The organism is Mesorhizobium sp. M0633, from assembly GCF_040320645.1.
Classification (GTDB): domain Bacteria; phylum Pseudomonadota; class Alphaproteobacteria; order Rhizobiales; family Rhizobiaceae; genus Mesorhizobium.
This window is the reverse complement of sequence record NZ_JAMYQC010000006.1, coordinates 36,805-54,143: the sequence shown is the minus strand read 5'-3', so window position 1 is coordinate 54,143 and position 17,339 is coordinate 36,805. Positions and strand designations below refer to the sequence as shown.

17 protein-coding genes are annotated in these 17,339 nt (G+C 63.3%); 1 reads left to right on the top strand and 16 read right to left on the bottom strand.

What is annotated here, in order from left to right; genetic code table 11:
- Positions 1-10 precede the first annotated feature (10 nt).
- From infB to rimP, 4 genes are read right to left on the bottom strand one after another with little or no spacing between them, the layout of a single operon-like run.
- Complete coding sequence (infB, locus tag NKI47_RS08055; RefSeq protein WP_352589066.1) at positions 11-2,578, bottom strand: translation initiation factor IF-2; 2,568 nt, start codon at positions 2,576-2,578, stop codon at positions 11-13.
- Positions 2,575-3,225 carry an RNA-binding protein gene (locus NKI47_RS08050; protein ID WP_352589063.1) on the bottom strand — a complete coding sequence of 217 codons (651 nt, stop codon included), beginning with the start codon at positions 3,223-3,225 and terminating at the stop codon, positions 2,575-2,577. Before NKI47_RS08050 ends, infB begins: the two co-directional genes overlap by 4 nt.
- Positions 3,226-3,263: 38 nt before the next feature.
- Complete coding sequence (gene nusA / locus NKI47_RS08045) at positions 3,264-4,859, bottom strand: transcription termination factor NusA (RefSeq protein WP_352589060.1); 1,596 nt, start codon at positions 4,857-4,859, stop codon at positions 3,264-3,266.
- Positions 4,860-4,906: 47 nt separating this feature from the next.
- Positions 4,907-5,539, bottom strand: a complete 633-nt coding sequence (gene rimP / locus NKI47_RS08040) for a ribosome maturation factor RimP (RefSeq protein WP_352589057.1) — start codon at positions 5,537-5,539, stop codon at positions 4,907-4,909.
- 281 nt (positions 5,540-5,820) lie between these two features.
- Between rimP and NKI47_RS08035 the strand changes: the two genes are divergently transcribed.
- Entirely contained in the window at positions 5,821-5,985 is a 165-nt protein-coding gene (locus tag NKI47_RS08035; RefSeq protein ID WP_352448601.1) for a hypothetical protein, read from the top strand.
- A 60-nt stretch (positions 5,986-6,045) separates the two neighbouring features.
- On the opposite strand, the gene trmB is transcribed toward NKI47_RS08035, so the two are convergent.
- The 12 genes from trmB to tsaB form a co-directional block, all read right to left on the bottom strand.
- The gene (gene trmB / locus NKI47_RS08030; protein WP_352589053.1) at positions 6,046-6,747 is read right to left on the bottom strand and encodes a tRNA (guanine(46)-N(7))-methyltransferase TrmB; all 702 of its coding nucleotides are present in this window, start codon (positions 6,745-6,747) and stop codon (positions 6,046-6,048) included.
- 11 nt (positions 6,748-6,758) lie between these two features.
- Entirely contained in the window at positions 6,759-8,048 is a 1,290-nt protein-coding gene (gene metK, locus NKI47_RS08025) for a methionine adenosyltransferase (RefSeq protein ID WP_023676896.1), read from the bottom strand.
- A 329-nt stretch (positions 8,049-8,377) separates the two neighbouring features.
- A complete protein-coding gene (locus tag NKI47_RS08020) occupies positions 8,378-8,797 on the bottom strand; it encodes a helix-turn-helix domain-containing protein (RefSeq protein ID WP_352589050.1) in 420 nt (139 codons plus the stop codon).
- Positions 8,798-8,934: 137 nt separating this feature from the next.
- Complete coding sequence (gene lnt / locus NKI47_RS08015) at positions 8,935-10,521, bottom strand: apolipoprotein N-acyltransferase (protein WP_352589047.1); 1,587 nt, start codon at positions 10,519-10,521, stop codon at positions 8,935-8,937.
- 134 nt (positions 10,522-10,655) lie between these two features.
- On the bottom strand, positions 10,656-10,886 hold the full coding sequence (locus NKI47_RS08010; RefSeq protein ID WP_352589044.1) for a VOC family protein: 231 nt from the start codon (positions 10,884-10,886) through the stop codon (positions 10,656-10,658).
- A gap of 88 nt (positions 10,887-10,974) precedes the next feature.
- A complete protein-coding gene (locus NKI47_RS08005; RefSeq protein ID WP_352448597.1) occupies positions 10,975-12,048 on the bottom strand; it encodes a hemolysin family protein in 1,074 nt (357 codons plus the stop codon).
- A 28-nt stretch (positions 12,049-12,076) separates the two neighbouring features.
- A complete protein-coding gene (gene ybeY, locus NKI47_RS08000; RefSeq protein WP_352589041.1) occupies positions 12,077-12,574 on the bottom strand; it encodes an rRNA maturation RNase YbeY in 498 nt (165 codons plus the stop codon).
- 17 nt (positions 12,575-12,591) lie between these two features.
- Positions 12,592-13,641, bottom strand: a complete 1,050-nt coding sequence (locus tag NKI47_RS07995) for a PhoH family protein (protein ID WP_023676891.1) — start codon at positions 13,639-13,641, stop codon at positions 12,592-12,594.
- Positions 13,642-13,667: 26 nt separating this feature from the next.
- On the bottom strand, positions 13,668-15,077 hold the full coding sequence (gene miaB, locus NKI47_RS07990; protein ID WP_352589038.1) for a tRNA (N6-isopentenyl adenosine(37)-C2)-methylthiotransferase MiaB: 1,410 nt from the start codon (positions 15,075-15,077) through the stop codon (positions 13,668-13,670).
- Positions 15,078-15,140: 63 nt separating this feature from the next.
- Positions 15,141-15,941, bottom strand: a complete 801-nt coding sequence (olsA, locus tag NKI47_RS07985) for a lyso-ornithine lipid O-acyltransferase (protein WP_352570330.1) — start codon at positions 15,939-15,941, stop codon at positions 15,141-15,143.
- Positions 15,942-15,962: 21 nt separating this feature from the next.
- On the bottom strand, positions 15,963-16,457 hold the full coding sequence (rimI, locus tag NKI47_RS07980; protein WP_352589035.1) for a ribosomal protein S18-alanine N-acetyltransferase: 495 nt from the start codon (positions 16,455-16,457) through the stop codon (positions 15,963-15,965).
- Positions 16,457-17,209, bottom strand: a complete 753-nt coding sequence (gene tsaB, locus NKI47_RS07975; RefSeq protein ID WP_352570328.1) for a tRNA (adenosine(37)-N6)-threonylcarbamoyltransferase complex dimerization subunit type 1 TsaB — start codon at positions 17,207-17,209, stop codon at positions 16,457-16,459. Before tsaB ends, rimI begins: the two co-directional genes overlap by 1 nt.
- Positions 17,210-17,339 lie beyond the last annotated feature (130 nt).

The window sequence follows — 17,339 nt, the reverse complement described above, 5'->3', positions numbered from 1 at the left end:
GCCAAGCGCTTTATAGCGTCCTGGTCACCATCTCGACGCGGAAGCACTCGATGACGTCACCGACGCGCATGTCCTCGTAGTTCTGGAAGGCCATGCCGCATTCCTGGCCGCCCGGAACTTCCGAAACCTCGTCCTTGAAGCGCTTCAGGGTCTTCAGCGTGCCTTCGTGGATGACGACGTTGTCGCGGATCAGGCGCACGCCCGCACCACGCTCGACCTTGCCTTCGGTGACACGGCAGCCGGCGATCTTGCCGACCTTGGTGATGTCGAAGATCTCGAGGATCTCGGCATTGCCGATGAAGGTCTCGCGACGCTCCGGCGAGAGCAGGCCGGAGAGCGCCGCTTTCACATCATCGACCAGATTGTAGATGATCGAATAGTAGCGGATCTCGATGCCGGCCGCAGCCGCGGCTGCGCGGGCCTGCGCATTGGCGCGAACGTTGAAGCCGATGATCGCAGCCCCCGAAGTTTCCGCCAGCGACACGTCGCTTTCGGTAATGCCGCCAGCCCCCGCATGGACGATGCGCGCACGCACCTCGTCGGTGCCGAGATTGTCGAGCGCGGCGTTGATCGCCTCGATCGAGCCCTGCACGTCGCCCTTGATGACCAGCGGGAATTCCTTCAATCCGCTGGTCTGCAACTGCGACATCATCTGTTCAAGCGAGCCGCGCTGGCCGGCATGCCTGGCCACCGCCTTCTCACGCGCCAGACGCTGGCGATATTCGGTGATCTCGCGGGCGCGGGCCTCGTTGTTGACCACGGCGAAGCGGTCGCCGGCCTGCGGCGTGCCTTGCAGGCCGAGCACCTCCACCGGCATTGCCGGCGGCGCTTCCTTGACCTGCTCGCCGCGATCATTGACGAGCGCGCGTACCCGGCCCCATTCGTTGCCGGCGACGAGAATGTCGCCCGGCATCAACGTGCCGGTCTGCACCAGCACGGTAGCGACTGGGCCGCGGCCCTTGTCGAGCTGGGCTTCGATGACCACGCCTTCGGCGGTGCGGTCCGGATTGGCCTTCAGGTCGAGGATTTCGGCCTGCAGCAGGATCGCTTCGAGCAACTTGTCGAGATTGATGCCCTTGGTCGCCGACACCTCGACATCCAGCACCTCACCGCCCATGGATTCGACGAACACCTCGTGGCGCAGCAGTTCCGAACGCACCTTCTGCGGGTCGGCGTCATGCTTGTCGATCTTGTTGATCGCCACAATGATCGGAACGCCGGCCGCCTTGGCGTGATTGATCGATTCGATCGTCTGCGGCATGACGCTGTCGTCAGCTGCCACCACGAGGATGGCGATATCGGTCGCCTGGGCACCGCGGGCACGCATCGCCGTGAAGGCGGCGTGGCCGGGCGTGTCGATGAAGGTAACCTTGTGACCGTTCTTCTCGACCTGATAGGCGCCGATATGCTGGGTAATGCCGCCGGCCTCGCCGGAGACGACGTTGGCATTGCGGATGGCATCGAGCAACGAGGTCTTGCCGTGATCGACATGGCCCATGATCGTTACCACCGGCGGACGCGGCTGCAGGTCCTCGGGACGATCGGCGATGTTGAACAAGCCCTCTTCGATGTCGGACTCGGCGACGCGGCGGACCGTGTGGCCAAATTCGGTGGCGACGAGTTCGGCCGTGTCGGCGTCGATGACGTCACCAGGCTTCAGGATCTGGCCCTGCTTCATGAAGAACTTGACCACGTCGACAGCGCGCTCGGACATGCGCTGCGCCAGCTCCTGGATGGTGATGGTTTCGGGCAGGATCACTTCACGCATGACTTTCTCGCGTGGCTCGTTATGCAACGCGCGCTTGAATTTCTCCTGACGGCGGCGCATCGACGAGAGCGAGCGGGCGCGCGCATCCTCGTCGGAAAGCGCCGAATTCAGCGTCAGCTTGCCGCGGCGGCGGTCTTCCTCGCCCTTGGTCGGTTTGGCCGGACGCGCCACTTCCGGCGTGACCAGACGGCGCACTGGTGCGCCGGCACCGGTCCGCTTCGGTTTGACCTCTTCCTCGTCATCGACTGTTGCCAGTTCGGCGGCGAGCGGCGCACGGCGGCGCGCCTCTTCCTCGGCACGGCGGCGGGATTCGGCCTCGGCTTGCAGCCGTGCCTCTTCCTCGGCCTGACGGCGAGCCGATTCCTCGCGCTCGCGGCGGCGGCGCTCTTCGTCCTCGCTGCGGCGCTTGGCTTCCTCGATGGCGCGCTGGCGATCCTCGACATCGCGGACCTTCGAGCCCTCGAGAGCCCGGCGGCGTGCTTCCATTTCCTGGCGCGACAACTCGTTCAGCACCATGCCGCCGCGTTCGACCGGCGGCGGAGGGGGAGGCGCCTTGGGAGCTTCCTGCACGGCGGGCGCTGCCGCGACCGGCTTCGGCGTGAAGACGGACACAGGCGCTGCCGCCGGCTCCGGCTTGTCGCCGGGCAGCGAGAACTTGCGCTTCTTGGTCTCGACGACCACCGACTTGGTGCGGCCGTGCGAGAAGTTCTGGCGCACCGTGCCCTGTTCCATACCGGGGCGCTTCAGCGTCAAGGTCTTCTTCGGCGTAACACTCAGCGTCTTGTCGTCGCCCGATTTCGTATCGCTCATTCCATATCCTCTGCGGCATCATCTTCGTCAGCAACGGCCGCAAGCATTGCCAGATCGTCCGGGGAACCGCCCCGATATCGGTCGAGCGCAACCATGCGCTTCTGGACCGCCCTGCCCGCGTCTCCCGCGAGAACGGCAGCATGTATCACATTTGTACCCCCCAATGCCAAGCTCAACTCGGCCTCGGAGAAAAGTTTGTAAGCGCGGATCGCAGGCCCGCCGAGGTGGACGGTTGCCCGTCGCGCCTGGCTTATCTTGCGGACGCCATCGTCGGAAGCCTCGGTCGCGTGGAGCACGAAAAGTGCAAGTCCGCCGCGCACGGCGCTCTCGACCTTGGTCGCTCCGAGTGCTATGGCGCCCGCCTTGCGGGCCAGGCCAAGCATGCCCAGAGCGGACCTGGAAAGCAGCGCGTCGACCATGCCGCCAAGATCGGCCGGCACGCTCACCTGCGCCTTAAAAGCACGGGCAAACAGGTTTTTGGCCGCTGCCTTTTCTATATGTAGGCGGTCGGCCGTCACCCAGCAACCGCGGCCGGGCAGGTTTCTCTTGATGTCCGGAACGACGGCCGAATCCGGGCCGACGACGAAACGGATCAGTTCATCCGTTTCGGCTTGCCTGCGGGTGACGATGCAGGTGCGATCGTTCATCTCGTCCAAGGGCGGGTTCGGTGCGATGCGGTTTCACCTCACGCACCGACGGTTTCGTCAACCGGCACGCCCTCGGCGGCAAGCTCGTCTTCGGTGATCCAGCCAGCCTTCAGGCGAGCGGCCAGGACCATCTGCTCGGCATCGGCGCGTGATACGCCGTGGTTGGCGAGCACACCCGGGAATACCTTCGTCTCGCCGTCCTTGCGTTCCTTCCAACCGGTCAGGTCGTCGGCGGCGTAGCCGGCGAAATCCTCGATCGTCTTCACGCCGTCCTCGCCGAGCGTCACCATCATGGCGGTGGTGATGCCGGGAATCTCGCGCAGCTCGTCCTTGACGCCGAGCGCCTTGCGCTTCTCGTCATGCTCGGCTTCGATCTTCTCCAGATATTCGCGGGCGCGGGTCTGGATTTCCGAAGCCGTGTCCTCGTCGAAGCCGTCGATCGACGCGATTTCGCCGGAATCGACATACGCGACCTCCTCGACGCTGGTGAAGCCTTCGGAAGCGAGCACCTGGCCGACCATCTCGTCGACGTCGAGGGCTTCCATGAACAGCGACGACCGTTCGACGAATTCCTTCTGGCGGCGTTCGCTCTCTTCCTGCTCGGTCAGGATGTCGATATCCCAGCCGGTGAGCTGCGAGGCAAGACGGACGTTCTGGCCGCGGCGGCCGATGGCCAGCGACAGCTGATCGTCGGGAACGACGACCTCGATGCGCTCGGCATCCTCGTCGAGCACGACCTTGGCGACTTCCGCCGGCTGCAATGCATTGACAATGAAGGACGCCGCCGAAGGCGACCAAGGAATGATGTCGATCTTCTCGCCCTGCAATTCACCGACGACCGCCTGGACGCGGCTGCCGCGCATACCGACGCAGGCACCGACCGGATCGATGGAGCTGTCGCGCGAGATGACAGCGATCTTGGCGCGCGAACCCGGATCGCGGGCGACCGACTTGATCTCGATGATGCCGTCGTAGATTTCCGGCACTTCCATGGTGAACAGCTTCGCCATGAACTGCGGATGGGTGCGCGACAGGAAGATCTGCGGGCCGCGCTGTTCGCGGCGCACGTCATAGACATAGGCACGGACGCGATCGCCATACTTGTAGTTTTCGCGCGGAATCAGCTCGTCGCGGCGGATGATCGCTTCGCCGCGGCCGAGATCGACGATGACGTTGCCGTATTCGACGCGCTTGACGGTACCGTTGACGATCTCGCCGATACGGTCCTTGTATTCGTCATATTGCCGGTCGCGCTCGGCCTCGCGCACCTTCTGCACGATGACCTGCTTGGCGGACTGGGCGGCGATGCGGCCAAAATCCATCGGCGGTAGCTGTTCGGCAATGAAATCGCCGAGCTGGGCGTCCGGATTGCGCTCGCGCGCCGAGGAAATGGCAATCTGCGTCGCGTAGTCATCGACCTTCTCGACCACTTCCATCAGCCGCTGCAGCTTCATCTCGCCGGTGTTGGCATTGATGTCGGCGCGGATATTGGTTTCCTGGCCGTAGCGCGAGCGCGCGGCCTTCTGGATCGCATCGGCCATGGCGGCGATGACGATCGACTTGTCGATCGACTTTTCACGCGCGACCGCATCGGCGATCTGCAGCAGTTCAAGCCTGTTGGCGCTTACAACCATCTTCTTTCTCCCGAGCTTATTGCCGACCTTTACGGCCGGCAGCCCAATCACATTTCCTGTTCGGTTTCGTCTTCCGCACCCTCTGGTGCGTCTTCGGGTTCGCCGCGGCGTTTCCTGGCTTCCTTGCGCGCCCGATTGTCCTTCGACAGCGCATCGCGGATAAGGTCGTCGGTCAGAATCAGCCGCGCTTCGGCAATCGCATCGTAGGGAACATGTACCGTCGGCTCCTCGCCGTAAGCGGCCTTGTCACGCTCGATCAGCACACCGTCCGCGTCGCTTTCGGCGATCTTGCCCTTGAAGCGCTTACGGTCGGCGACGAGAACCGACGTTTCCATCTTCACCAGATGGCCGGTCCAGGCTGCAAAGTCCGATTTGCGGACCAGCGGCCGGTCGATGCCCGGCGACGACACTTCGAGATGATAAGCCTTCTCGATCGGATCATCGACATCGAGCGCCGGCGACACCGCCCGGCTGACCTCTTCACAATCCTCGACCGTCATGGTGCCGTCCTCGCGCTCGGCCATGATCTGCAGCGTCAGCCCGTTCTGGCCCGACAGGTGCACACGTACCAAGCGGAAGCCAATGGCGCGCAGTACCGGCTGAACGATCAGCGCGATGCGCGCATCGATGCCGCTTTCGCGGATGATGCGGTCGTCGCCTTCGCTTGCCGTCACTGTCATTCGGTCCTGTCACTCGATTTCTGTTGGTCGGCAGGTAATAAAAAAGAGCGGGACCGGGTGGACCCACTCTTCGTCATACCGACCAAGAATTTGAAGCTGATATAGACGATCGTGGTCCTCATTTCAAGCCCGTCCTGCATGACGGCAGGGCTCCGAGTCCGCAGCGCTGCGCCAAATGCATGGCGCCCATGCCGTGATCCCCCTTTGAGCACCGGCCACGCACGACTATCTATGTTGCATTGCACAATTGGAGCGCTCACTGCGCTCGAAAGGGTACCATCATGAACAATCGTGGATTTTTTTCAGCCATAGGCGATGTCTTTAGCGTGTTCGGCAGTGCCGTAGCCGCGTCGCGGGCTGTGGAAAGCGGTCGCAAGCCGCGTGCGCATGATCTGCGCAATCTCGGCATGGAGCCGGCAGCCTTCGACAAGATCCGTCGCTTCTGAGCCAAGTGAGCGCCGAGAGCCTTCGGCCCGCTCGCCTTGTGCTCAGCTCTAATTTCCCGCTTATTTGCGCACGAAGGTGAGATAGGCGGGCCGTCGGCCTTCGCGAATGGCCTTGGCCTCATAGCGCGTCCCCGGCCAGCCATCATAGGGCCGGTGCCAGTCGGCTGCTTCGCTTGCCTGCCACGTGAAGGCGTCGTGCGCCCGGCAATGCAGGAGCGTCCAGTTCACATAGCTGTCGATATCGGACGCAAAGTGGAACTTTCCGCCGTGCCTCAGGACGCGCGCGAAGCGGTCGAGATTGACCGGGCTGACCAAGCGCCGCTTCCAGTGCTTCTTCTTCGGCCACGGATCCGGATAGAGAAGGTCAATGCCGTCAAGCGAAGCCTGCGGCAGCCAGTCCAGCAGACGTGTGGCGTCGTCGTCATAGACGCGCAGATTGGCAAGCGGCCGCTCCCGGACCGCCATCATCATCTTGGCCATGCCGTTGACGAAAGGCTCGACGCCGATAAAGCCGGTCGCCTGGCTGGCCGTAGCACGGTGCAGAAGATGTTCGCCGCCGCCAAAACCGATTTCGAGCTGGACAGCCGAAACTTCGGCTTCGAAAAGGCTGCGCAAGTCGGCCGGCGGTTCAACCGTCAGATCGAGCCTGTAGGCGGCGAAGCCGCTCTCCAGCGCCGCTGCCTGTTGTGGTCGAATGGTCTTGCCGCGCCGGCGACCGAAAAAGGCCTCGGTCGCACGGCTTGGCCGGTCCTTCGGATCCATAGGCGCCGCGGTTAGGCGGCGACTGCTTCGGCGACCGGTTCGGCGAGAGCGTCCTTGAGCGCCTTGGCGAGATCGGTCTTCTCCCAGGAGAAGGATCCGTCGCGGCCGGCCTTGCGGCCAAAATGGCCGTAGGACGACGTCTTGGCATAGATCGGCTTGTTGAGATCGAGGTGGCGGCGGATGCCGGAAGGCGACAGGTCCATCACGGCGCGCAGTGCACGCTCGAGTTTTGCCTCGTCAACCTTGCCGGTGCCGTGCAGGTCGACGTAGATCGACAGCGGCTGGGCGACACCGATCGCATAGGAAAGCTGGATGGTGCAGCGATCGGCGAGCTTTGCGGCAACCACGTTCTTGGCGAGATAACGCGCCGCATAGGCCGCCGAGCGGTCGACCTTGGTGGTGTCCTTGCCAGAAAAAGCGCCGCCGCCATGAGGCGCAGCCCCACCATAAGTGTCGACGATGATCTTGCGGCCGGTCAGGCCGGCGTCGCCATCAGGCCCGCCGATGACGAACTTGCCGGTCGGATTGATGTACCAGTTGCAATTGTCGGCAATCTTCAGGTCGCCCAGTGCTTCGCGAATATAGGGCTCGACGACGTTGCGCACCTTCTTCGAATCCCACGTCTCATCGAGATGCTGGGTCGACAGCACGATCTGCGTCACTTCCGCCGCTTTGCCGTCGACATAGCGGACGGTGACCTGGCTCTTGGCATCCGGCCCGAGCCTGCCGGCATCACCGCTGCCTTCATGGCGCGCAGCCGCCAGCAATTCGAGGATCTTGTGGCTGTAATAGATCGGCGCCGGCATCAGGTCCGGGGTTTCGCGGCAGGCATAGCCAAACATGATGCCCTGGTCGCCGGCTCCCTCCTCGCCTTGCCGGTCGGAGGCGTTGTCGACGCCTTGGCCGATATCCGGCGACTGGCCGTGCAGCAGGACCTCGATCTTGGCTGTCTTCCAGTGGAAGCCGGCCTGCTCGTAGCCGATTTCGCGGATCGCCTTGCGAGCGACCGACTTGAACTTGGCCGGGTTGACAATCGGATGGCCGGCCGCATCCTTCAGGACGTTGCCCTCCTTGTCCTTCTTGAGCAGCGTCTCGGGGACGCGCACCTCGCCGGCGATGACAACGCGATTGGTCGTCGCAAGCGTCTCGCAGGCAACGCGGACCTTCCACGGGTCCATGCCGGTCTTTCTGGCTTCGCGATAGACGAGATCGACAATCTCGTCGGAGATGCGGTCGCAGACCTTGTCGGGATGGCCCTCGGCAACGGATTCCGAGGTGAAGAAGTAATTGTGCCGCGTCACGGGTGTCCCCTCTTGAAAAAAATATCGGCAGGCCGCCGATTTTGGCGCGCCAGTTGTTAACGGTGCCGGGCGTCGCTCGTCAAGCCATGCAGCCGTTCTGGCATGAATTTTGACGTTATTATCTTTGTATCCCGAGACGGCGGCAGGGCGCACTGCGATCAGCCCTTGCACCAACAGACTGAGGAAAACGACTTCGAGGAAGCGTGTCGAGCGAAATCGATCTGCGCTTTAGCGCATCTGCGGAATGAACATCCCTCAATGCGCGCAGCCGCGAGAAATTGCATGCCCAGCTACGACGACCCCTTCCTTGTTGAACTCTTCACGGGCCATCAATCGACTTCGTCGGTGGAAAGCGACTTCACCAGCTCGATGATCTTGCGGCGCACTTTCACGTCGGCGATCTTGACGAAGGCGCGATTCAGCTGGAGGCCTTCCGGGCTGCCGCAGAATTCGACGGCGGAGGTCATCGAAGCATCCTCGGCAAATCCACGGCTGCCCACGGGCTCCTGACCGGGCGCATCCTCGAAAAAGAAGGCGACGGGGACGCCGAGTATGGAGGCGATTGCCTGCAAACGGCTGGCGCCGACGCGATTGGTGCCCTTTTCGTACTTTTGGATCTGCTGGAACGTTATGCCGAGGTTTTCACCCAGTTTTTCCTGGCTCATTCCCAGCATATTGCGGCGAAGCCGGATGCGGCTTCCGACGTGGATGTCGATCGGATTCGGCTTTTTCTTGTTTTCTTCTGTCATTTTTTCCTCGCCGAATTTTTCCGGCTTTTTCTATTTTGCTGCCCAAACGACGCCGCGGCCCGTGCCCCAACAGAACGACCTTATCGACTTCGAAAATTTTCAGGCGCTTACAGTATGAGTTTCTAATGTGTCGGCTGTCAATTCGCCCGTAGCCTTTGCCTTACGTTCAAAATGCATGCCGCAACGGCAAGCAAAAACATGATCAGCATTCCGTTAATGCGTCGTTGGCCGGAGGAAACGATGGCTTGGTCGGAGATCGGCACACGCACATCGATCGCGCCGCGTGCATCGATTGCCAGCGCGTCGACGATGCGACCGCGCGGGTCGACAACGGCCGAAATGCCGTTATTAGCCGCGCGCAACAGGGGCACCCCATTCTCCACCGCCCGGATCTGCGCCTGCCTGAAGTGCTGGTACGGCCCCGGCGTGTCGCCGAACCAGGCGTCATTGGTGACGTTCACAATAAGCTCGGCTGACGTTGCGTCAACTGCGACCAGATCGGGAAAGATGACCTCATAGCAAATAAACGGCAGCGCCCGGATACCGCCGGGCAGCGCGATCGGATGCCGCTCATTGCCCGCCGCGAAGGTCATTGGACCGGCAACAAGCTGCTCAAGCCCGAAGCGGCCGAGCAGATCGGCGAAAGGCAGGTATTCGCCGAAGGGTACCAGGTGGACCTTGTCGACGGCATCGACGATTTCGCCCCTTTCGTCGATCGCCACCACAGAGTTGTAGTAACGGCTGCCGGCCACCGAGCCGCCTTCCTCGCGAACGACGCCGGCGACCAGCATCTGGCCATCGCCAAGCATCTCTCCGATCGCAGGCAGGGCATCCGGACGTTCGGTGAACAGAAACGGCACGGACGTCTCCGGCCACAGGATCAATTGCGGCCTGTCATGGCCGGGTTCCGGCGCCTTAGCCGAAAGCCCCATCATGGTGGCGAAGATACGGTCACGCACCGAGGTATCCCATTTTTCCGTAAGGTCGACGGCAGGCTGCACGATACGGACGTCAAGGCTGCGGGCGGCCGGCTTTTCGGGGGCGGCGAGCCGGATATAGCCGAAGCCGGCATGGGCGGCGACGAGAACGACAAGCAACGCCGCGCCGAGGCGAAGATGCTGGCGCGCCGCAAGCAGCGCCGGCAGCGCGAAGACGAAGACCGCAAGCGCGTTCATGCCGACCATGCCGGTCACCGAGACGCTCTGCATCAGCAAAGGCACCGGCATCGCCGCATAGCCGACGGCATTCCACGGAAAGCCGGTGAACAGGAAGCCGCGCAGCCATTCCGCCAGCGCAAAGCCGAAGGCGAGCGCGGCGATGCGCCCGATGTCGTTGCTCCACAACAGCCGGGCAACCACGGCAGCGAAACCGTAAAAGAGGGCCAGCGCGAGGGGGATGCCGACCACCGCGAACGGCAAGGCCCAGGCAAAGCTGTCGGCCTCGACCAGCAGCGCCGAGCCGACCCACCAGAGACCGGCAAGAAAGTAGCCGAAACCGAACCACCAGCCGGTGGCGAAAGCCGGCCGCAAGCGCCGCAGAAAACCGTCCGAGGCTTCGCCGGTCGCGCCGTCGAGGAGCCACACCAGCAGCGGGAACGAAACGAAACAGACGGCGAAGAAATCGTAAGGCGCCTGGGCAAGAACCGTCAGCGCCCCGGCAAGAAACGCCACTAGCGCGCGCCGCCAGCCCCAAAGCAGAATTATCCGGCCGGCCTGGCGCTCCATCTATGCTTCCGAGTCGTGCGAATCAGGAAGCAAGATTTATCAGGCTGCGGGCTTGGCTCCAAACCGGGCGACCTAGTCCGCTCATAGCTATCGATGCCAGCCTTGTATCTTCAGCCCGCCCAGCCGCTCAGCCTCTACGCGTGGGACAGAGCCGACAGTCTGGGAAAAGGTCCAGACATGGCCTTCAGGATCGCGCGCGTGTTCTTGCCTGCAACTGAAGCCGGGCTGGCTATATGGTCGGCCCATTCGGAATCGACGATGATATAACCATCGCCGAACCGCATCTCGGAATGGACGAGCCTGCCATCGGCATCGCTGACAACCATGCTCGGCTCGAAGCCGAACGCCTTTTCAAGCCAGGTCAATGCGGCCTGCGGATCCTGGTAGAAGACGCCGGAGCCTAAGTCGAGTGCTTGAACGGGTCCTCAACCGGCATCGGGCAAGTCGCGTCTTTCAAGCCTGCTCGGTGCGGACGGCGCGGCGGCGGCGCTCGCCCTTCAGTGTCTCGACGATGCGCACGCGCTTGACGCGGCGTGGGTCGGCGTCGAGCACATGAAACTCGAAGCCGGGTATGGCCTGCACCACTTCGCCGCGCGCTGGCACCCGGCCAAGCGTGTTGAAGATCATGCCGCCGATCGTGTCGACATATTCGCCGTGCTCGCCGGCGGCGAAATCCTCGCCGATCATTTTGGCGACGTCGTCGATCTCGGCCTTGCCGTCGACGATGAAGACGCCTTCGCCGGCCTGGGTAATCATCGGCTCGTCCTCGTCATGCTCGTCCTCGATGTCGCCGACCACCATCTCGACGATATCCTCGAGCGAGACGAGACCGTCAGTGCCGCCATATTCGTCGATGACCAGCGCCATCTGGGTCCGCGTCGTCTGCATCCGCCCCATCAGGTCGGAGGCGAGCATCGACGGCGGCACGAACAGCACCGGTCGGATCAGGTTGAGATCGCCGATGGTGCGCGCCAGATCGACCTGGGCGAGATCGAGAACCGTCGCGACCGGAGTTTTCCTGGTCGTCCTGCCCTTTCTGACGCGGGCGACCTTGGTGATGTGCGCCAGCACGTCGCGGATATGAACCATGCCGCGCGGATCGTCGAGCGTCTCCGAATAGACCGGCATGCGGGAATGGCCGGACTGCTCGAACAGCCCCAGAAGATCACCCAGCTTCGTGGTGATCTCGACCGCCTCGATGTCGGCGCGCGGCACCATGACGTCCTCGACGCGCACTTCGCGCAGGCGCAGGATGTTGTTGAGCATGGCGCGTTCGCCGGGCGAGAAGGATTCTGCATCGCTCGCCGTTTCGGCAAGCGCACCGGCAATCTCCTCGCGCAGGCTGGTGCCGTTGCGGTGCCTGAAAAGCCCGAGCACGCGATCGAACAGGGAGGGACCGGCAGGCGATGCCTCGCTGGCGAAGCTGCCGGTCGTGGTACTCGGACTCGAGCCCTCTTCCGTCGTTTCGGAAGGCTTGATCACACTGCCGGCGTCGGAGCGGGCGGCAGTCTCTGGTTTGTCGTTCATCATCGTCCGGTCAATTGGTCTTTTGTAATTACGTGTAGGGATCGGGAATGGCAAGCCTCGCAAGTGCTGCGCGCTCTGTCGCTTCCATCAGTTCCGCTTCGGCATCCGTTTCGTGATCATAGCCCAGCAAATGCAGCAGGCCATGGATGACGAGATGGGAGATATGGTCCTCGATGGGCTTGTCTTCCAGTGCCGCCTCGCGCGCGACAGTCTCGGCGGCCAGCACGATGTCACCGAGCATCGGCGGCAGAGGCCCGCCCCTGGCAAACGGAAAAGCCGGAAAAGACAGGACGTTGGTCGGCTTGTCCTTGCCGCGCCAGCCGGCATTGAGCGTGCGGATATGGGCATCGTCGGAAAAGACGATGCTGAGCTCGGAACGGCCGTCGGCACCGGTTTCGGCAAAGGCGGCCGAGACGGCGTGGTCGACCAGCCGCGTCAGCGTCGTCTCGTCGGGCCAGTCGCCCGCCTCGATCGCGATATCGATCTCGACGGGAAGCGGCCCCCCCGCCTTTTGCTCCTCAGCCATGCGGCCGCATAGTCATATCAGCTTTCGACACCCAGGCCCCTGGCCAGCTTGCCGTCGCGGTCATAGGCCTTGACGATCTCGGCGACCAGCGGATGCCTGACGACGTCGCCTTCGTTGAAGCGGACCGTCACCATGCCGGTGACGCCGTCGAGGATTCTCAGCGCCTCGACTAGGCCGGACTTGGTGTTTGGCGGCAGATCGATCTGGGTCGGATCACCGGTGACGATCATGCGCGAGTTCTCGCCGAGCCGGGTCAGGAACATCTTCATCTGCATCGGCGTGGTGTTCTGCGCCTCGTCGAGGATGACGGCAGCGTGCGCCAGCGTACGGCCGCGCATGAATGCCAGCGGCGCGATCTCGATGACCTCAGCAGCAATCGCCCGCTCGACCTTGTCGGCCGGCATCATGTCGTAGAGCGCGTCATAGAGCGGCCGCAGATAGGGATCGACCTTCTCCTTCATGTCACCCGGCAGAAAGCCAAGCCGTTCACCGGCCTCGACCGCGGGGCGCGACAGCACGATGCGTTCGACCATGCCGCGTTCGAGCAGCATTGCCGCATGCGCCACCGCCAGATAGGTCTTTCCGGTGCCGGCCGGGCCGATGCCGAAGACGAGTTCCGACCGCTCCAGCGCGCGCATATAGGCGTCCTGGTTGAGCGAGCGGGCATAGATGGTCTTCTTGCGCGTCGATATCTGGGCGGCGGACACCTTGCCCTTGCGCTCCAGTGTCGGCAGCGTCAGCTGGTCGTCGCTGGCGATCGCCATGCGCACGGCGCCGTCGACATCGGACTGGCCGATGTCGGTGCCTTTCTGCAGAATGCCGTAAAGATTGTCCAAGGCGCGGCGTGCCTGCTCGGCGGCCGAGGAAGAGCCCTTGATGGTCAATTGATTGCCGCGCGAGCGGATATCGACGCCGAGCTTCTGCTCGAGTCGGGCCAGATTCTCGTCGAACTGGCCGTAAAGGGCGCTGGCAAGCTTGTTGTTGTCGAAAGTCAGTACGATGTGCGCGATATCCGAGGCCCCCGAGGGTAGGTTCTGGGGCAGGTTCTTCACTTCAGCAGCGCTCAACCGTCTCTCCTCATCTGCCGAGACCTTCAGGCCAATTCGGCGAACAGGCTGTTGTAGCCCGTCTTCGTGATTCGTACCTGGATAATGTCACCGATTTCGCCGGCCTTTTCATCAACAATAACCGGCTGCAGCCAGGGCGAGCGGCCAACCTTCTGGCCGGCCTGGCGGCCCGGCTTTTCGATCAGCGTGTCGATGGTCCTGCCGACCAGGCTTGCGCCGAAATGCTGCTGCTGTTTCAGAAGCAGCGCCTGCAGCCGCTGCAGGCGCTCGTCCTTGACGGCCTCCGGCACGTGATCGCCCATCTCGGCGCCCGGCGTGCCGGGGCGCGGAGAATATTTGAACGAGAAGGCCGAGGCATAGTTGACGTCTTCGACCAACTGCATCGTCGCCTCGAAATCGGCTTCCGTCTCGCCGGGAAAGCCGACGATAAAGTCGCCCGACAGTGCGATGTCGTTCCGCGCGGCACGGATGCGGTCGATCAACGTCAAATAGTCCTTGGCCATATGCCTGCGGTTCATCGCCTTGAGTATGCGGTCGGAGCCGGACTGCACCGGTAAATGTAGATAGGGCATCAGCGTCGGCAAATCACGATGGGCGGCGATCAATTCATCCTCCATGTCGCGCGGATGACTGGTCGTGTAGCGCAGCCGCGCCAGGCCTGGAATCTCTGCCAGCCTGAACAGCAGCCGGCCAAGGCCCCATTCCTCGCCGTCTTCACCTCTTCCGTGCCAGGCGTTGATGTTCTGGCCGAGCAGCGTCACCTCGCGCACGCCGGCATCTGCCAGGCGCTCGGCCTCGGCGACGATCTGTGCCACCGGCCGCGAGACTTCCGAGCCGCGCGTATAGGGCACGACACAGAAGGTGCAGAACTTGTCGCAGCCTTCCTGAACGGTCAAGAACGCCGTCACGCCGCGCCTGATCAGTTCGGCGCGCTTCGGCTGCGGCAGATACTCGAACTTGTCCTCGACGGCATAGTCGGTCTCGACGATCTTTTCGCCGCCACGCGCCCTCGCCAGCACACCGGGCAGCCGGTGGTAGGTCTGCGGGCCGATGACCAGGTCGACGGCCGGCGAGCGGCGGATGATCTCGGCACCCTCGGCCTGCGCCACGCAGCCGGCGACGCCGACCAGCATTTCGCGCCCGGCCTTTGCACGCTCGGCCTTCAACTCACGGATGCGCCCAAGTTCGGAATAGACTTTTTCCGCCGCTTTCTCGCGGATGTGGCAGGTGTTGAGCAGCACCAGATCGGCCTCGCCGATAGCGTCTGTCGCGGCATAGCCGTCGGCCGCCAGCGCATCGGTCATGCGCTGCGAATCGTAAACGTTCATCTGGCAGCCATAGGTCTTGACGAAGACCTTTCTGGTCGCGGCAGGCGGAACGACCAGGTTTTCGGCGGCAGCGCCGATGTCGTCGCGTTCTATCGTGTTCAATTCCATTTCGCGGCTTCTAACGCCTTTCCCTGACAAAAAACAGACGAATCTGGCCGGAACCTGCGCAGCCTACCGGCTCGGACGCGGTTCGGCGAGCGCCGCTTGTACCATCTCGCGCACCTGGCGTTCCATCTGCTTTGCCGTCTCCTTGCGGCTGGAGCCCTTGGAGAAAGCAATCGCCTCGCCAAAATGCACCTCGACGTCGAGGGCGCCCTCGGCCATCAGCACCTTGAGGTGCGGCATCAGCTCTTCATCGCCGATCCAGGCGGCAACCGGCCGATGCCGGCGGCCGAGCGGCACGCCATGCAGGCGCGTATAGACGATCGCCACCGGCTGGACGAAGACCTGTTCGGCCGCCCCTTCCGCAATCGCCATTGTAGCGGCGCCGAACAGCGTGCTCTTGAACGGCAGGATCATGTTGCCGTCGCCGGTCGAGCCTTCGGCAAACAGCACCATGGCGTCGCCCTTGGCCATGCGGCCGGCGATCTCGCTCGCCTGGTCGCCCGACGAACGCTTACGCTCACGTTCGATGAATACCGTGCGCTGCAGCTTCGACAGCATGCCGATCAACGGCCAGCCGGCCATATCGGCCCTGGCGATGAACGTCACGTCGACCATCGACCCCAGCACCATGATGTCGGTCCAGGAGATGTGGTTGGCAGCAATCAGCAATGGGCGCTGGCCGGACAGCGCTCCCTTGACATGGATGCGCAGCCCCAGCGTCCTGACAATCATCCTGTGCCAGATTTTCAGGATGAAGGTCTCGCGCCAGAGCCCGGTCCGCATCGACAAGATCTGCAGCGGCACAAGCACCAGCGAGCCGACGACAACCAGCCCCAGCGCCAGGAAAATCCTGATTTTTCCGATCATCCGCACCACCCCGGCGTTTGGCTAACGAAGATCGCGGCGCATGACAAGCGCGCCGGTCGGGCCGTGCTCCGGCGACTTGTAATAGTTGGCACGCTTGCCGACCTCGCGGAAGCCGAACCGCCGGTAGAGCGCGATCGCGGCGACATTGGTCTCGTCGACCTCGAGGAAAAGCGCCTCGGCGCGCTGTGCGTGCAGTTCACGCAGCACCGCATCCATCAATTGCCAGCCGAGCCCCCGGCGCCGATGCGAGCGTGCCACCGCGACCGTCAGGATCTCCCCCTCGCCGGCCGCCAGCCGCGCCAGCACGAAGCCGACCGGCGGCTTGGCACCCTGTCCGGTCTCGCGCGCGGCATAGCCGAACACCGTGTCCTGCTCGAGCAGGGCGGCGAATTCGTCGTCGGTCCACGACCGCGCGAAATCCTCGCGATGCAGCACCGACATGGCCGCGCTATCGGCAACCGTCAACGGCTCGAGCGCATAGTCCCTGCGGCGCGACTGGAGGAAGGGAATGCGCATCAGGACTTGTTTCCGTTTGGACCATGATCTTTTCCCAAAACCGGTTTCCACTTTTTGGGATCATGGTCTTGCCTCGATAGAATAAAGCCGGCCTGCGGCTTTGCGTCGGCGCCGCGCAGATAGAGCGGTTTCGGTTTTTCGCTCTCGCCGTGTTTACCGGCACCTTGGGCCGCGGCCAGCCGGGCATAGACGGCGATGTCGGCGGTGGCCGCCGTCCCGCCGAGATCGAAGCTGCGCCCGGCCGCCGCGGCAATCTGGGTTGCCGCCGTGCCGGCGAGAACCGCAGATCTGTCGACCGCCATGGCTGCGGCTTGCGAGAGTGTGGTCACAGCCGGACCATAGATCAGCACCGACCTCTCATCGTAAAGTGCCGCATGGATCTCCTCGCGACCTGCATCGAGCGCGGCGAGCACGGCGCGACCGGGAAATGCCGCTCTCGCTTGCGCCGCCAGGGCCTCCAGAGTCGTCACGCCGATCGCCGGGATTTTCAGCGCCAGCGCAAGGCCGCGCGCCGCCGAGACGCCGACGCGCAGACCGGTGAAGGAGCCCGGACCCGTCGAAACGGCAATGGCGCCGAGGCCGGAATAGTCGGTTCTGCTGGTCCCCAACGCCTTTTCGATGACACCCATCAGATGCTCGGCATGACCCTTACCGAGATCGAGCACCGAACGGCCGAGTTCTTTCCCGGCCGCCGCGTCGTAGACGCAGGCGGCGCAGAGATTGGCGGCACAGTCGACGGCAAGCAATTTCATGAAGCGGCCGGTTGAGACAGTTTCGAAAACAGCTTCCCTCTGCCCGCCAGGGCTCATCCCCGCAAGGGAATAATGGATAAATCATCAGGCGACTTGGCTTCGGCGCGGGTCCAAGAATGTAAGTTCCACC